Source organism: Paenibacillus sp. FSL R5-0914 (genome assembly GCF_038004525.1).
Lineage (GTDB): Bacteria > Bacillota > Bacilli > Paenibacillales > Paenibacillaceae > Paenibacillus_AQ.
The window spans coordinates 212,695-228,086 of sequence record NZ_JBBORH010000002.1 but is presented as its reverse complement, the minus strand read 5'-3'; the positions used below and the strand labels follow the sequence as shown (position 1 = coordinate 228,086).

Here is a 15,392-nt window from a genome sequence, read left to right as displayed (position 1 = left end):
CTTATCCTAACGCTCTTAATACATCCTCAATCTTACGCTGATGCGACAATACGCCGTAATTCATCCAGGCCATGAAATCCACCTCATATACGCAGCCGTTACGGACAGCAGGTAAGTTGCGCCAGAGTTGTGTATCCAGCAGTTCCCGTCCTCCCCCTTCAAGCCGATCAAAGGTAATAAACAAATGATCCGCAGTCAGATTAGCAAGCTCTTCTTTAGTCAGGTTTACCCGATTCTTTCCACGGGTCAACTTCCGAACCAAGCTATGGGGTTGCAAGCCCAAATCATGATGAAGCACGCTTCCTGTATACCCCAAATGCTCACATCCATAGAGAGTGATTCCGTAGACTGAGATTCTTAAACAAGCTATGGTCTGACTATGGACGGAACGGGTAAGCAGCTGCTTGGCTTGCTGTGCCTGATGCTCATAATTGTCGATCACTTCCTGGACACGTTCCGTTCTGCCAAAGACTGCTGCTGCGGAATACAATGTGGCACGCCAATCCTCTTGATGAACAGGCAGCTTGAACAACGGAGCGATCCGGCTGCACTCCTCCAGATGCCAACGATGAAAGCCATTATCCAGCAAGATCAATTCGGGTGTATACCGGGAGAGCTCCTGCCAATTACGAGTCGAAATATCTACCTCAGGCACATTGTGGAGAGCCAAGTACTCTTGTTTCCCCCACTCGGCGTGAGAATATTGCGCCACAGGCGTAATATCCAGAGCCAATAGATAATCTTCCAAAAAAGGAGCAAACACCCTCAATCCATCCTGATGGAAGCTTCTGTATTGGCCTGGAGTAACACCCACCGATCTTTTAAAACGCCGATTAAAATAATACTCATTACTATATCCGACGGATACCGCGATATCATGCATACGGTCATTCGTCAGCAGTAGCTGCTGCTGCGCTCTTTCGATACGAAGCCCGTTCAAATGCTCCAAGGGAACCCTCCCTGTCACCTCTTTAAATGTTTGTGTGTACCGCGCACGTGTAATACCTGCAACTTCAGCCAACTGATCGACGGTTACGGCTTGGTTATAATGCTCCTCCATATAGTGAATGGAACGCTGTATTGCCTCATGATCACCCGTGACCTGAACGAAAGAGGAATTTGCACGCATGATTAGCAGTAGCAGCTCCTGAAAGCGCGTATGGCCTGCGAACCATTCGATCTCATCTGTGCTTCTACGGCTATGGTAGATAGCCTCTAGCAGTAATTTACATTGTGAAAAGGGTCTACAGCTTAACAAACCAGATCGAAGGATGTCCTCTTTAGTCCTTCCTTCTATTTCACTCTGCCTGTTTGCCCCGGTTTCGATGATTTCAAAAGTAAGCCGATAAAAGCTAAGCCCCCGCTCCTCGGCATTGATTTTGCTTAATAACCCTGGTTCGAACAAGAACCCAGTACCTTTTTCCAGTGGAAACTGCCTCAACTCAGCCTCAACATATCCCTGTCCTTCCGATACAATGAGTAGCGTATGATCCTGAAACACCTCACTCTGTCCGCTTCCTGACAGGGATTGGGTTTCTATATTTATCAAGCTATAGAATAGCTTCCTTCTATTGCTGTCTTGCAAATCTTTTGCCATTCTCCCGCCCCCAATTGAGAACCATTTTCATTCACTTCAGTGTAAAACAAAAAAGAAGGTCTATCAAGGGTGCTGATAGACCTTCTTTTTGCTATTCCTTCAAGGCGGCTGCCATTTATTTCACCATAGCTTCCAGCAGGTCATCAAGCTTCATCGAATTGGCCGTGATGGCACCAGTCTGCCAGTGGGAACGTTCCATTCTATAAACATTCCCGTTCTTCACTGCAGGTAGGCTCTTCCACAGCGGCCCATCAAGAATTTGGATCGCTTCCTGATTCCCTTCAGTATCCCAGCCCCCGTTGTCAGGGAATACGATGATATGATCCGCTTCGAGCTGAGGAATAAGTTCTTCGGAAATAATAGATTGATATTCGGTCATTTCTGCAGCCATAGGTACGGGTGTCAGACCAAATTGAGAATAAATCACACCGATAAAACGGTTTTTAACACCGAACAAAGCAAAGGTCTTATCCGCTACGTTGAGCCGGATCACTGCTACTTTATCTTGCCCCAGAGCCTGTTGCAGTTTAGCTTTTCCATCTGCCACTTTCTGATCATACTCGGCGAGCACAGCCTCAGCCTTCTCCGGAATACCGAGCGCATCTGCAATCGCTGTAAGCACTTGTCTTGAGTCCTGCAGCGCCGCCTCAGGGAGACGATACGTTGGTGCTATCTTGGAATATTGTTCATACCTCGCCGCATCCGCGCCTCCGTCCGCAATAATCAAGTCAGGATCTTTCTCCAACAACGCTTCCAAGCTTCCGGTGATATCAAATTCTGGCACATCGAGATTTAAGTAATCCTGTTTGCCCCAGCTTGGATGATACCACTGAACCACCGGGGTAATCCCCAATGCCTTCAAATAATCTTCAAGGTAAATCCCGGCCACCCGTTTAGGGTTGACTGGAATCTCAACATCTCCGAATTCCCCTGTAATCGTCCGAGTTGCAACCTCTTCCGAAGCATTTCCACTTTCTTCGCTCGGTGTGCTGCTAGCTGAGGTTGATTCCTCTGCATTCTCTGTTTTAGCAACATTATCTTTCGTAGTATTGCTATTCGTTCCGCATGCCGCCAGCGCGGTCAATGCCATAATAAGTACTGCTGACCATAAAAACTTCCGACCCCATCTTACCATTATCCCTTCACTCCAATGCTATATTTTCATTGATTATCATTCTCAATAATCATTATCACAATAGTAGCATGACTTTTATAGCTTTCAATGCACTTTCTCTGCAAAAATCTTATACAAACTATTAACTAGTTTCTTCCCTTCTTCACAAATTTCTTATTATTTACGATTGATTTATACAATGCTTTCGCTTACAATAAACTCATAAACGCGCGTTTATGAAAAGAGGGGAAACATGCGCAGCGAAGATATAGCTAAGTTGGCCGGGGTTTCCCGAAGTACGGTATCCCGCGTGATCAACAATTATTCCAACGTCCCTGAAGAAACCCGGGCCAAAGTGCTGCGGGTGATTGAGCAACATCAGTACGAACCGAACAGCTTTGCAAGGGCTTTAGCCGGTAAGAAGACCGATACGATCGGACTCTTCGCCATCAGTATGAACGAGAAGGAGAATACTACCCGAATTTATCAGAACAATTACTTTGCTCCATTCGTTGATGCCGTAGTCGACACCTCGAATGCCCGCGGATGTTATGTACTGATTCATACGGTTTACTCTCCCGACGATTTCATCAAGGTAAAGCAAGCTTTTCTTCAAAAACGGATTGACGGCGGTATCATTGTCGGCACTCAGAAGGATATTAATATCGTCCGAGAAATGGTAGGGCTCGACTCTCCTCTCGTATTAATTGATTATGATATTTCTGAGATTATGTCGGAGCATCTTGACCGCAATCATCTGGCCATTGTGAACTCCAAAGATTACGAGGGCACCACAGAAGCGATTGAATATTTGATCTCTCTGGGTCATCAAGAGATTGGCATCATCTGTGGGCAAATGAATACGTACTCTGGACGAGAGCGTTATACGGCTTATGAAGATACGCTGAAGAAACATGGCCTGCCTGTAAATGAGAGATTTATTCTGAAAGGTGATTTTCTGAAAGAGACTGCTTACGAAGAGGTTAAGAAGCTCCTTGCTTCTGGAGATCCTTTGCCAACGGCATTCTTCTCCTCCAACGATGATATGGCTATATCAGCGATGGAAGCGTTCTCCGAACACGGAATCATTGTCCCTGAAGATCTCTCCATGGTCGGATTTGATGACATTCAGCTAGCATCCCGTATTCAGCCTAAGCTGACCTCTGTACGCTTGCCGATCTATGAAATGTCTAAGGCTGCAGTGGAAAAAGTAATCGAGCTGTGTGATTCACAGCAGCCGACGTTTAGCACGATCAGCTTTCCAGCTCGTTTAGTGGAGAGAGATTCCTGTCAACCGCCGAAGAAATAGCTTAAGATCAATCCTTCGCTGAAGAAATCTACATATTTTTCCGTGAAGCTGCTATTTGATTCGGTATCGAAACTACTGCTTTAATTGTCCTGCTTAAAAGCATTGAAAAAACTCCCTTCCCTCGAGGGAATTTTTTCTGAAACTTATAAACGCGCGTTCACAATCGAAAGGAGACTTTCTCACATGAAATTCGGAACCTTTGACGACACTCGAAAAGAGTATGTAATTAACACACCTAAAACCCCTTACCCTTGGATTAACTATCTTGGTAATGAGCAATTTTTCGGACTTATTTCCAATACAGCTGGTGGCTACACCTTCTATAGAGATGCTCGTCTCAGAAGATTGACCCGTTACCGTTATAACAATATCCCACTGGATACCGGCGGCCGCTACTACTATCTTTATGATGATGGTGATTTCTGGACCCCAGGCTGGATGCCAGTAAAACGTGATCTCGACTTCTACGAATGCCGTCACGGTCTTGGCTACACTTCCATTACTGGCGAACGGAACGGAATTTCTGTGAACCAGCTTGCTTTTGTCCCTATGGGTCATAATGCAGAAGTACATCGTCTTGTAGTGAAGAACACGGGCTCTGCTAAAAAATCCGTGAAACTGTTCTCTTTTGCAGAGTTCTGTCTCTGGAATGCACAAGATGATATGACTAACTTCCAACGCAATCTCAGCACCGGTGAGGTTGAAGTGAAGGATTCCGTTATCTATCACAAAACTGAATATCGTGAGCGCAGAAATCACTATGCTTTCTACTCCGTAAATAAAGAAATCGCTGGTTTCGATACTGATCGTGAAGCTTTCGTAGGGATGTACAACGGTCTGGAAAGCCCACAAGCTGTAGTTGCAGGTGAACCTACTAACTCCGTAGCTAGCGGCTGGTCCCCTATCGGATCACACGCACTTAACATTACGCTTGAACCAGGTGAAGAACAAAGCTTCATCTTTGTACTCGGCTACATCGAGAACCCTGAAGAAGATAAATGGGAATCCCTGAATGTAATCAACAAAAAACCAGCAGAAGCTATGATCGCACAATTTGCTACAGATGCTCAAGTAGATGCTGCACTCGCTGCACTTGCTGCTCACTGGGATAACCTGCTGTCTAAATATCAAATCCAAAGCGGTGACGAGAAACTGGATCGCATGGTTAACATCTGGAATCCATATCAATGTATGGTTACCTTCAACATGTCCCGTTCTGCTTCCTACTTTGAATCCGGTATTGGCCGTGGTATGGGCTTCCGTGATTCTAACCAAGACTTGCTCGGATTTGTTCATCAAATTCCTGAACGTGCTAAAGAACGTATTCTCGATATTGCGGCTACACAATTTGAAGATGGCAGTGCCTATCACCAATACCAACCACTCACTAAAAAAGGGAACAACGAAGTCGGCACCGGCTTTAACGATGATCCGCTTTGGTTGATCCTAGGAACGGCTGCTTACATTAAAGAAACTGGCGATACCTCGATTCTTGATGAGCAGGTTCCTTTTGACAGCGATCCGAATAACACCGCTACTCTGTTCGAGCACTTGAAACGTTCCTTCGAGCATGTGACTAACAATCTCGGACCTCACGGCTTGCCACTGATCGGGCGCGCAGACTGGAATGACTGCTTGAACCTCAACTGCTTCTCTACTGAGCCAGGTGAATCTTTCCAAACTACTGCCAACATCGAAGGTCGCGTTGCGGAATCTGTATTTATCGCGGGTCTGTTCGTCTTCGTTGGACCGGACTATGCTGAAATCTGCCGGATGCGCGGACTTAACGATGTAGCTGTGGATGCTGAAGCTAAGATTGACAACATGAAAGAAATCACATTGACGCACGGCTTCGATGGCGATTGGTTCCTGCGTGCTTATGATCACTATGGCGACAAGATCGGTTCCAAAGAAAATGAAGAAGGTAAAATCTTCATCGAACCACAAGGGATCTGCGTAATGGCCGGTATCGGTGTGGAAAATGGTCAAGCTGAAAAAGCTCTATCATCCGTACAAGAGCATTTGGATACTAAATACGGTATCGTATTGCAACAGCCACCGTATTCCAAGTACTATCTGAACCTGGGTGAAATTTCTACGTACCCTCCGGGCTACAAAGAAAATGCCGGTATTTTCTGCCATAATAACCCTTGGATCATGATCGCTGAAACTGTACTTGGACATGGCGACAGAGCGTTTGAAATTTACGCAAAAATTGCTCCTGCTTACCTGGAGGATATCAGCGAAATTCACCGCACAGAGCCTTATGTCTACTCCCAAATGATCGCAGGTAAAGATGCCGTTCGTCACGGGGAAGCTAAAAACTCCTGGTTGACTGGTACTGCTGCATGGAACTATGTAGCCATCACTCAATCGATCCTTGGCATCCAAGCGGATTTCAATGGTCTGAAGATCGATCCTTGTATTCCTACTGAATGGGATAGCTTTGAAATCACACGCGTCTTCCGTGGAGATACTTATGTGATTCAAATCAAGAACCCGAACCATGTATCCAAAGGTGTAGTTAGTCTTACCCTGGATGGCACAGCTGTCGAAGGTAACATCATTGCTCCAGTTGGAGACGGTGCAGTACACCACGTAGTTGTAGAACTGGGTTAAAAAAATCCGCTCAACCGTTCACTTGAACGATTGGGCGGATCTATAATTAACGCTGAATGACTCCTGAACTCTTCAGGGGTCTTTTTTTTACCCTTCCACAACATCTGCTCTTAAATCACTCGCAACCTCAAGCATTCTCGGGATCACAGCTTCATTATTTCCAGAAACGTAAATATCCCCTTGATAATGCCTAAATGGGATTGTAGTATCACCAAAGCTCCACATAAAGAAATCTCCCTCAATAGACATCGTAGTGGCGCCTGCTACTGTATAAACTGATGTATAGGTGAAATCAGGTTTTGATGCGAAATACTGCTTGCACTCTTCTAAAGATATGGTTTGTGTTGAACCTCCATCATTTTGCATAGCTCGTGTAATTCGATAACGTTTGCTCATTGTGATGCCTCCAATATTTTCTGTAAAATGATCAGCTACCTTGTCCCGATCAAATATAGCATACAATAAAGCGTAAATCCCAGCTATCCTAAACCTTAAATTACTTCGCCTGTCCCATAACTCACATACTACCTTCCGGAATCCATACCTTCATTTCACCACTGCCACGATTGCCCCACAAGTAATATGGAACAGCTTTGACCTTAACGGATTGAAGAGGTGCTTTCTCTCTGCTGTAAAGTCCACCACTCCAGCTCTCTTGATCAACACGCAGTCCATCTGCCTCGACAACAACAGCGCCACCAAGCAAAGTCTCATCAAAAGCCGCCGTAAGTTCACCGTCTTCTTTTAAAGAAATAGAGCTTAAAGGCTCACCATTATCGATACTTTCAAGGCAATACACAAGCGGTCCGCGTTGAATCGTTACTTTTTGAGCATCTGCACGCAAATTGGGATGAGCATAAATGCGATGTGCCTCCATTGGGTCATTCACTTCGATTATGTCTCCTGCTCTCCACATTCTCCGAATAACGAGGTATCCCTGCTCGATGTTCTCAGCAGTGTTCAGCGCTTCACCATTGACTCTGATTTCCATTCCTAGACTCCACGATGGAATCCGTAAAGCAATCCCAAACTCCGCTTCCTCTTTCGGATTGATCTTCATCGAGACTATACCTTTCCATGGATAGGTACTTTGTTGTTGAATGGCGACATCCGTTCCGCCCAGCTTTGTTCTCAGCTCACTGCCAATATACAAATTCGTATAGAGTGTATCGCCATGAACCGTGTAAATATATTGATTGAGCGAAGTTAGTAGACGCGCGACATTCGGAGGGCAGCAGGCGCAGCCAAACCAGCCTTGACGTTCAGACTTCACATGATGTTTCTCCGGGTTGCAACTGCATGCCTGAGGCCATACTTCTAGTGGGTTCACATAAAAATAGTGCTTGCCATCCTGTGCCATCGAGCCCAGTACATTGTTGTAAAGCGCCCGCTCCATGACATCGGCATAACGTGCATCCGGTGATATTCTCAGCATACGCTGTGCAAAAAAGATCAACCCAATAGAGGCACAAGTCTCTGCGTACACCGAATCGTTAGGCAGATCATAATCGAAGGTGAACGCCTCCCCTCTATGTGTAGAGCCGATCCCGCCTGTAATGTACATTTGCTTGTTCGTAATGTTATTCCACAGTCTCTCGCATGCTTCACGAAGTGATTCATCTCCAGTAATAGCGGCAAGATCAGCCATAGCAGTATACATATAAACCGCACGTACAGCATGGCCTACAGCCACCTTCTGCTCTCTTACTGGAAGATGACTCTGGTAATATTTTAAATCAAGATCCTCCTTCCGACCTGTGAAAAAATTGATCTTCCCCAGATTATCCCATTGTTCCTTTAAGAAATTCGGCTGTTGACCTCGCTCATTAATAAAAAAGCTGCTGAGCTTCAAATATCGTTCCTCACCTGTCAATCGATACAGCTTAACGAGCGCGAGTTCAATCTCCTGATGCCCATCATAGCCCTGCATTTTGCCTTCTTCCGGTCCAAACACAGAATCGATATGATCAACCATTCGGCACATGATGTCGAGCAGTTTTCTTTTGCCAGTAGCTTCATAATTAGAAACGGCAGCTTCTATGAAATGTCCAGCACAGTACAGCTCATGACAATCGTTCAAATTGGTCCAGCGTTTACCCGGTTCTTTTATCGTAAAATAAGTATTTAAGTATCCATCTTCCTGCTGCGCCTCGCCAACGAGGTCAATCACTTCATCCGCTTGACGCTCTAGCTCAGGATCACGTGTAATGCTTAAGGAATAACCAACAGCCTCCAGCCACTTAGCCACATCACTATCTTGAAATACCCAGCCGTAAAACTCGCCAGTCTTCCGGCCCGCAGCAATCTCAAAATTAGCAATGGCATGACTCGGTTCAGCTCCCAGAGCTCTATCGTGCAATGCCTCATATTGATAGGGGATAACAACGTTCTGGACCAGCCTAATGTATCCGCCCCAGAAATCATCTTGAATGGTAACAGTTTGATCTTTTACAACTTCTTGATCCTGTATAATCTTGTTCATCCTCATCTTCCCCTCAGCCTTATTTCATACTCGCTAATAATAATTATAGGGGGTAGAATAGATTAAAAATACGATCAGAAGCAACCCCTTTTTTGTACTATTTCACACTTTAGAAAGGAGGGATAATTACAAAATGGGCCTTTCATTTATACATTTCGCTGCGCCGCCATTTCCTTATTTTCTAGAATGCAATCGCACGGTTTATCAACCCGGAGATCAGCATCCGAATAGAAGCCATATTGGAATATTTGATCTACTTATTGTAGAACAAGGCTGTCTATTTATCGGGGAGGACCATAATCAATGGGAGGTTTCGGCGGGACATACACTGCTATTGCTGCCCGATCGCTATCATTACTCCGTTAAGCCATGTGATGAGACCACTTCATTTATATGGATTCATTTTCATACCCTTGCAGATTGGTCTAGCTCTGAGGGTGGACCCGTGTATATCAACCGTGAAACACATTTTCGGCAGTTTCTTACTCCTCCGTATACCATTCGAGTGCCACAGTTCGGCCCTCTCCCTGACCCTTTTGAACGGAGTGGACAAGCTGAGATGCTATTACAGCTGTCTACGGGCCGGCGTTCCAGCGCAGTTTGGCAGCAGCAACGGATATTTGAAGAAATGCTGCGGATGATGGATCTGGCACAGCATGATACTTCAGAAAGTCACGCGGTGGAAATTGCAGAGCAGACGGAGACTTATATCCGTAATCATTATGCGGAGCCTCTCTCCAATGCCTCACTAGCGGACGCACTGCATTTTCACTATAACTACCTTACTCGCTGCATGAAACGAGTATATGGGCTGACTCCGATGGAGTATTTGACGGATTACCGTTTGGAACAGGCTAAGCTATTGCTGCTTAAGACTGAGCTTTCTATAGCCGGAATCGCAGAACGTACCGGCTTCGAGAGTGCCGCCTACTTCTCGCGTCGATTTGCTCAGCAGATCGGAATCTCTCCGCTTCGCTTTCGTAAGCGTTACTCCCGTTAAAAACACAAGCAGCACGTCTCCGATTATTGGACACGTGCTCCTTCCTCCATACCGTTACCGTTACATTCATACTTTCATTTCTGACTTGCTTACGCTTAGTTACTTGGTGTCTTTTGAGCGTTAGGAACCGTCTATTCCTCACACACTATGTAATATAAGACTTTTTAACCCTGATTCATAATCAGGTTTTTTTGTTCAACTGCAATTTTTTGGAAGTGACAAGCATATTTATAGACATGCCTTTAATGTGGAGATGTTAAATATGCGGCCATTAAGATACCTTATCATTCTTTTAGGAAGCTTACTCGTTGCTGCGGGAACTAATTTTTTTCTCGTACCATATAAAATCCTGGATGGGGGAATAATAGGGATAGCCCTCATTATTAATTATTTATCCGACGCTAAAATTGGCGTAGCTATAATTCTCTGCAGCTTTCCTATCTTTCTGCTCGCTTGGTTAAAGGAACGCGATATCTTTTACAACAGTGTACTCGGCCTATTGATCTCATCATTTCTGATCGAGCTTCTCGGTCCTTTCCAATATCACTTTCTATATTATTTTGAGTTTGGTTCCATTTCTAGCGCCATTATTGGCGGTTTTTTGATGGGAACGGGACTTGGGATTATGCTGCGGTTTAAAGCAAGTACGGGTGGCACCGATCTGCTCGCTCAATTTATAAAAAGGTATGTCCCGCTGAACCTTGGATTCATCATTTTTTTGACCGACTTTATGATTATCGGCGCGGGAGGACTCCTGATTTCCAAGGAAACCTTCTTCCACTCCATCCTCACGATTATTTCTGGGGGCGTGGCTACGGGTCTATGCACACTTGAGACGAAATAAATGGAAATAAATAAGAATATACACGATCATACGTTCGCATTATAATAAGGAGAAAAAATATAAGGTATCTCTACCTCACCTGGAGCGTGTGAACCTATGAATAAAGAGCGTGTCATTATGCTATCTGATTGCCAAAGCTTCTATGCCTCCGTGGAAAAAGCCTCTAATCCGCAGTACAGCAATAAGCCGCTGATCGTTGCTGGAGACCCAGCTAGACGGAGCGGTATTGTGCTGGCTGCCTGCCCTATAGCCAAATCCTATGGCATTACTACCGCTGAGACGTTGAAGGAAGCGCTGGCAAAATGCCCCGAAGTCATCGTGGTCAGACCACATATGCAGCAATATATCGATGTCTCCTCTCAAATCACAGATATTCTACGTAAGTTTAGCGACCAGGTAGAGCCCTATTCTATCGATGAACAGTTTATTGATGTCAGCGGTAGCCTCAGCTTATTTGGCAGTCCAAGGGAGATCGCTACCGCCATTCAGGATCTAATTCGTAGAAACACAGGTGTGCGTGCGCGCATCGGCATTGGATATTCCAAGGTTACCGCCAAAATGGCTTGCGACCTGTGGGCCAAGAAGAACGCGGATGGTATATTCACCCTCGCTAACGAGGAGCTTCCGAATGTGCTCTGGCCTCTCCCCATTAGCGAGCTGTTCATGGTAGGTCGCCGCATGTCCGCCCATTTCCAAAGCATGGGTATTACGACAATTGGACATTTGGCACAGATGCCGCTAAGCGAGCTAAAATGGCGCATGCGGGAGAAATTTCACAAAAAATGTGATATCGACGCCGAGCTATATTGGCGGATAGCCAATGGCATCGATGACAGCCCCGTGAGCCCAAGCACCTATGAAGTCGCACCCAAGAGTGTCGGGCACCAAATGACGCTGCCAAGGGATTACTATAAGCTGCAAGATATTAAGACCATCATTCTTGAGCTATCTGAGCTTGTATGTAGACGATGCCGCAAATTGAAAGTACATGGTGCAGTCGTGTCTATCGGCTGCCAAGGTGCCAGCTTTGATGACCCCACAGGCTTCTCAAGACAGACTACAATGAGCGATCCTACAAATGCCACCCTGCTGGTATATGAGGCAGCTCTTTCTCTCTTCAAGCTCCACTGGGACGGTCAGCCTGTGCGTAGAATCCACTTAAGCCTGTCCAATCTATCTGACGAAAGCCAGTACCAGCTAACCCTATTTGAGTCTCGCCCTCGCTATCGTGAACTCGAACGGGCGACCGATGCCCTCAAGAATAAATATGGGGAGACGATCATTGGGCGAGCAGCTTCTTTTACAGATGCCGGGCAGCTTAAGGACAGATCTGGAAAGATCGGCGGACACTATAAATAAAAACTATATTAAAATACACACCATATCGTTTATAATGCTATATTGGGGTTGTTATTTTCACGTAGATGAAGCGACAATCGAAATATGTAAACATAGATAATCACATTCCAGAGGAGGACCGGAGAAGTTGGATAGCACGAGCAACACTAACACTACGTATTATGAAATCGTTGATCTCTGTCTTCTTGCTGGCAAGATCATGCTGCAGAATGGTGCAGAAACATCCAGAGTTGAAGATACGATGACACGAATGGCAGGATCTCTCGGGTTCCCAGGAGCACATAGCTATGTGACGCCAACCGTTATTATGTTCACCACAAATAGAATAGAACCTGTTAAGTTATACAGAATTGCGGAGCGAACAACAGATCTGCAGAAGGTATCGGAGGTCAATGACATTTCTCGGCGTCTAAGCGAACGTCAGATTACAGCTGAGGAAGCTCGTGCAAAATTAGGAGAAGTCGATGAAGCCTCACCTGTCTATCCCGTATGGCTGCAGATCTTAGCAGCCGCCCTTACTGGTGCTTGCTTCACCGTTATGTTTAAAGGCAGTTTGTGGGATGCTCTCCCCGCCTTGCCGATTTCCGGACTAGGCTTCGCTGCGGTCATCTATCTGCATCGTTTAGTGCAGACTAAATTCTTCGCAGAGTTTTCTGCTTCCTTCCTGATCGGACTTCTAGCCTTCTGTTCTGTAAAGCTGGGGATAGGTCAAGAGATGGACAAAATCATTATCGGCTCCGTTATGCCTCTAGTACCCGGACTACTCATTACTAATGCCGTTCGTGATCTGATGGCCGGTCATCTGGTCTCAGGCATATCCAAGGGAGCCGATGCCTTTCTAACTGCATTTGCGATCGGTACAGGTATCGGGCTTGTACTATCACTATTTTAATATCCATGTGAAAGAGGTTAGCCCTTCATGATTTTGCAACTTATAACCAGTTTTATCGCCGCGGCAACCTTCTGTATTCTATTTAATGCGCCTAAGCGCTCACTACTACAGTGTGGTTTTGCCGGAATGGTGGGCTGGATGGTGTATGTGCTTCTTAATGTAGAGTTCGGACCTGTTGTAGCTACGTTTGCAGCTAGTGTAATAGTGGGCATCGTCAGTCAATTTTTTGCGCGATCCTTCAAAATGCCGGTTATTATTTTTAGTGTAGGTGGTATTATCCCGCTTGTTCCGGGTGGTCTCGCTTACGATGCTATGCGTAAATTTGTGGAAGAGGACTATACTCTGGCTGTAGAAATCGCTGTTCGGGCATTAATGCTCTCTGGAGCCATTGCAGCTGGACTCGTGCTAAGTGATGTAATTGGACAAATGTTCCGTCGTCGTGCAATCAAATAACAGCATACTTCTTCCAAAAAAAGAAATCGCCTGTTGGTACAATGGTGGTCACCCATCCATCTCCCAAGGAGCGATTTCTTTGTTCATCTCTATGCAAATAACGCTTCAGGGAAGACTAAAGGCGCAGCACCCGGATGAATACTATTGATACTAGTGTTCTTGATCCAGGACAGCCCTACAGTACCCTCACCCGCATGAACAGCCACAGCAGGAATATAGGTCATAATCTCAGTTCGTATGTCAGGCGCCATTGCTTTTATGTCCTCTTCTAGCTTGAGTGCCATCTCTAAATTATTCGAATGCATGATACATACATCACTAACAAGCCCTACATCCTGTTTAAATATCTCCAAAAGCGCTTGTTGCGTTTTCTTCATTGTACGGATTTTCTCCACAACAACGACCTTCCCTTCGTCAAAACGAAGCAGCAAGTTTATACGCAGCAATTGGCTAAGTACAAATTGTGATCCAGAAACACGTCCACTGCGATGAAGCTGTGTCAAGCTTGCAGGAATTAAGTAAAAGGACATATTCTGAATAATATTTTCAATCTTCGCTTTAATTTCTAGTCCAGAAAGACCCTTCTTCTGCCAATGTATACCGCGCATGATCATTTCTCGGATTGGATAAGCGCCAACCTTGGCATCAATTCCAATTACATTAGCCTCCGCTATTTCGGCGCCTTGCATCGAAGCATTGTAAGTGCCACTGAGCTCTGAAGAAAGATGTACAGCAATAATTTCATCGTATACTTCCTTCAACCGTTCGTATAGCTCAATAAACTCACCGATTGGAGGCTGTGAGCTGCCTACCTTTTCATGCTGGCGCATTTTCTCATAGAAGTCATCGATCGTAATATCTATATTCTCTTTATAACATTCGTTGTTAATAATAATCCGTAACGGAATAATATATACATGATTATTCTTAGCGAACTCCGGATCTATGATACTTGTACTGTCGGTTACCCAGGCAATTGATTTCATGGTCATTTGTCACTTCTCTCTCTCATAAAAAGGAATAGTAGAATGAATGAGGAGACAAGGGCCAATAATTTCTGACCAGTGAATCACACGCTCACCCTGAATAATCAACTTAAGAATTGAACAGCGGTTAAGTAATCCGCGTATTCGTAAATTATACAGGATAACAAGCGTTAATATAGGCAAAACAGGCCTTTCAAGCAAATTTCAATCCATTTAATTCAACATTATTCGACATTTTTTCACATTATATATGACGAATATACCTATCCTAATAGAGCCACTTCATGTTATGAAAAAGCTAAACCACAGCAAAAATATCCCTGCCCCCGGCATCTGTCAGTTTTCCAACTTCAACTCATCCATCTGCTTCTGAATCTGAGCGACATCTACTGTTCTTTGAAAACGAACCTCCGAGCGACTGAAGCGATCCTGAGTAATGGAAGCCTGTTCAAGCAAATCGCTAAGCAGCTTGCGTAGCTGTAGCATTTTGTCCCGTTCCGCTAGCGCATCGGCGATCGATTGATCGCTCGGATCAAAATCGTCTGTTCATTCACAGCTCTTTCTAACTCCTGTAAAAGAGCTTCAGGTTGTTCAGCCGGCTCCTCACCCTCTTGAACTTTAACGACTCGCTCCAGCCGCTGCTTTAGCTGCGCGATTTTACGGGTTAGATCACTTCGATTCACTAACGCTTCCGCAAGTTTCAGATCTGGACTCCCCCTATAATTTTCTGATAGCTA

General features: G+C 45.1%; 14 protein-coding genes. 7 read left to right on the top strand and 7 right to left on the bottom strand.

Annotated elements, in window-relative coordinates; translation table 11 throughout:
• Position 1: 1 nt before the first annotated feature.
• Together MKX60_RS17065 and MKX60_RS17060 are read right to left on the bottom strand one after the other, a co-directional pair.
• A complete protein-coding gene (locus MKX60_RS17065) occupies positions 2 to 1,597 on the bottom strand; it encodes a helix-turn-helix domain-containing protein (RefSeq protein ID WP_341060520.1) in 1,596 nt (531 codons plus the stop codon).
• Positions 1,598 to 1,712: 115 nt separating this feature from the next.
• A complete protein-coding gene (locus tag MKX60_RS17060) occupies positions 1,713 to 2,732 on the bottom strand; it encodes an ABC transporter substrate-binding protein (RefSeq protein WP_341060518.1) in 1,020 nt (339 codons plus the stop codon).
• 232 nt (positions 2,733 to 2,964) lie between these two features.
• Between MKX60_RS17060 and MKX60_RS17055 the strand changes: the two genes are divergently transcribed.
• On the top strand, positions 2,965 to 4,020 hold the full coding sequence (locus tag MKX60_RS17055; protein WP_341060515.1) for a LacI family DNA-binding transcriptional regulator: 1,056 nt from the start codon (positions 2,965 to 2,967) through the stop codon (positions 4,018 to 4,020).
• Positions 4,021 to 4,203: 183 nt separating this feature from the next.
• Entirely contained in the window at positions 4,204 to 6,639 is a 2,436-nt protein-coding gene (locus MKX60_RS17050) for a GH36-type glycosyl hydrolase domain-containing protein (RefSeq protein ID WP_076282974.1), read from the top strand.
• A gap of 87 nt (positions 6,640 to 6,726) precedes the next feature.
• On the opposite strand, the gene MKX60_RS17045 is transcribed toward MKX60_RS17050, so the two are convergent.
• Together MKX60_RS17045 and MKX60_RS17040 are read right to left on the bottom strand one after the other, a co-directional pair.
• Positions 6,727 to 7,035, bottom strand: a complete 309-nt coding sequence (locus MKX60_RS17045; protein WP_042187261.1) for a hypothetical protein — start codon at positions 7,033 to 7,035, stop codon at positions 6,727 to 6,729.
• 121 nt (positions 7,036 to 7,156) lie between these two features.
• Complete coding sequence (locus MKX60_RS17040) at positions 7,157 to 9,121, bottom strand: glycoside hydrolase family 127 protein (RefSeq protein ID WP_341060513.1); 1,965 nt, start codon at positions 9,119 to 9,121, stop codon at positions 7,157 to 7,159.
• A 133-nt stretch (positions 9,122 to 9,254) separates the two neighbouring features.
• Here MKX60_RS17040 and MKX60_RS17035 point away from each other — a divergent pair, with 133 nt between their 5' ends.
• The 5 genes from MKX60_RS17035 (at position 9,255) to MKX60_RS17015 (ending at position 13,669) form a co-directional block, all read left to right on the top strand.
• Entirely contained in the window at positions 9,255 to 10,121 is an 867-nt protein-coding gene (locus MKX60_RS17035; RefSeq protein ID WP_076282976.1) for a helix-turn-helix transcriptional regulator, read from the top strand.
• A gap of 253 nt (positions 10,122 to 10,374) precedes the next feature.
• Positions 10,375 to 10,965: a YitT family protein gene (locus MKX60_RS17030; RefSeq protein ID WP_076283375.1), complete on the top strand. Its 591-nt coding sequence runs from the start codon at positions 10,375 to 10,377 to the stop codon at positions 10,963 to 10,965.
• Positions 10,966 to 11,061: 96 nt separating this feature from the next.
• On the top strand, positions 11,062 to 12,324 hold the full coding sequence (locus tag MKX60_RS17025; protein ID WP_076299479.1) for a DNA polymerase IV: 1,263 nt from the start codon (positions 11,062 to 11,064) through the stop codon (positions 12,322 to 12,324).
• 127 nt (positions 12,325 to 12,451) lie between these two features.
• On the top strand, positions 12,452 to 13,216 hold the full coding sequence (locus tag MKX60_RS17020) for a threonine/serine exporter family protein (protein ID WP_042187254.1): 765 nt from the start codon (positions 12,452 to 12,454) through the stop codon (positions 13,214 to 13,216).
• 27 nt (positions 13,217 to 13,243) lie between these two features.
• A complete protein-coding gene (locus tag MKX60_RS17015; RefSeq protein ID WP_042126727.1) occupies positions 13,244 to 13,669 on the top strand; it encodes a threonine/serine exporter family protein in 426 nt (141 codons plus the stop codon).
• 89 nt (positions 13,670 to 13,758) lie between these two features.
• Here the strand turns inward: MKX60_RS17015 and MKX60_RS17010 are convergent, their stop codons facing one another.
• The 3 genes from MKX60_RS17010 to MKX60_RS17000 form a co-directional block, all read right to left on the bottom strand.
• Entirely contained in the window at positions 13,759 to 14,661 is a 903-nt protein-coding gene (locus MKX60_RS17010; protein WP_341060511.1) for a DegV family protein, read from the bottom strand.
• A 330-nt stretch (positions 14,662 to 14,991) separates the two neighbouring features.
• Positions 14,992 to 15,141: a DIP1984 family protein gene (locus tag MKX60_RS17005; RefSeq protein WP_341060509.1), complete on the bottom strand. Its 150-nt coding sequence runs from the start codon at positions 15,139 to 15,141 to the stop codon at positions 14,992 to 14,994.
• Positions 15,142 to 15,155: 14 nt separating this feature from the next.
• Entirely contained in the window at positions 15,156 to 15,359 is a 204-nt protein-coding gene (locus MKX60_RS17000) for a DIP1984 family protein (RefSeq protein WP_341061127.1), read from the bottom strand.
• Positions 15,360 to 15,392: the final 33 nt, after the last annotated feature.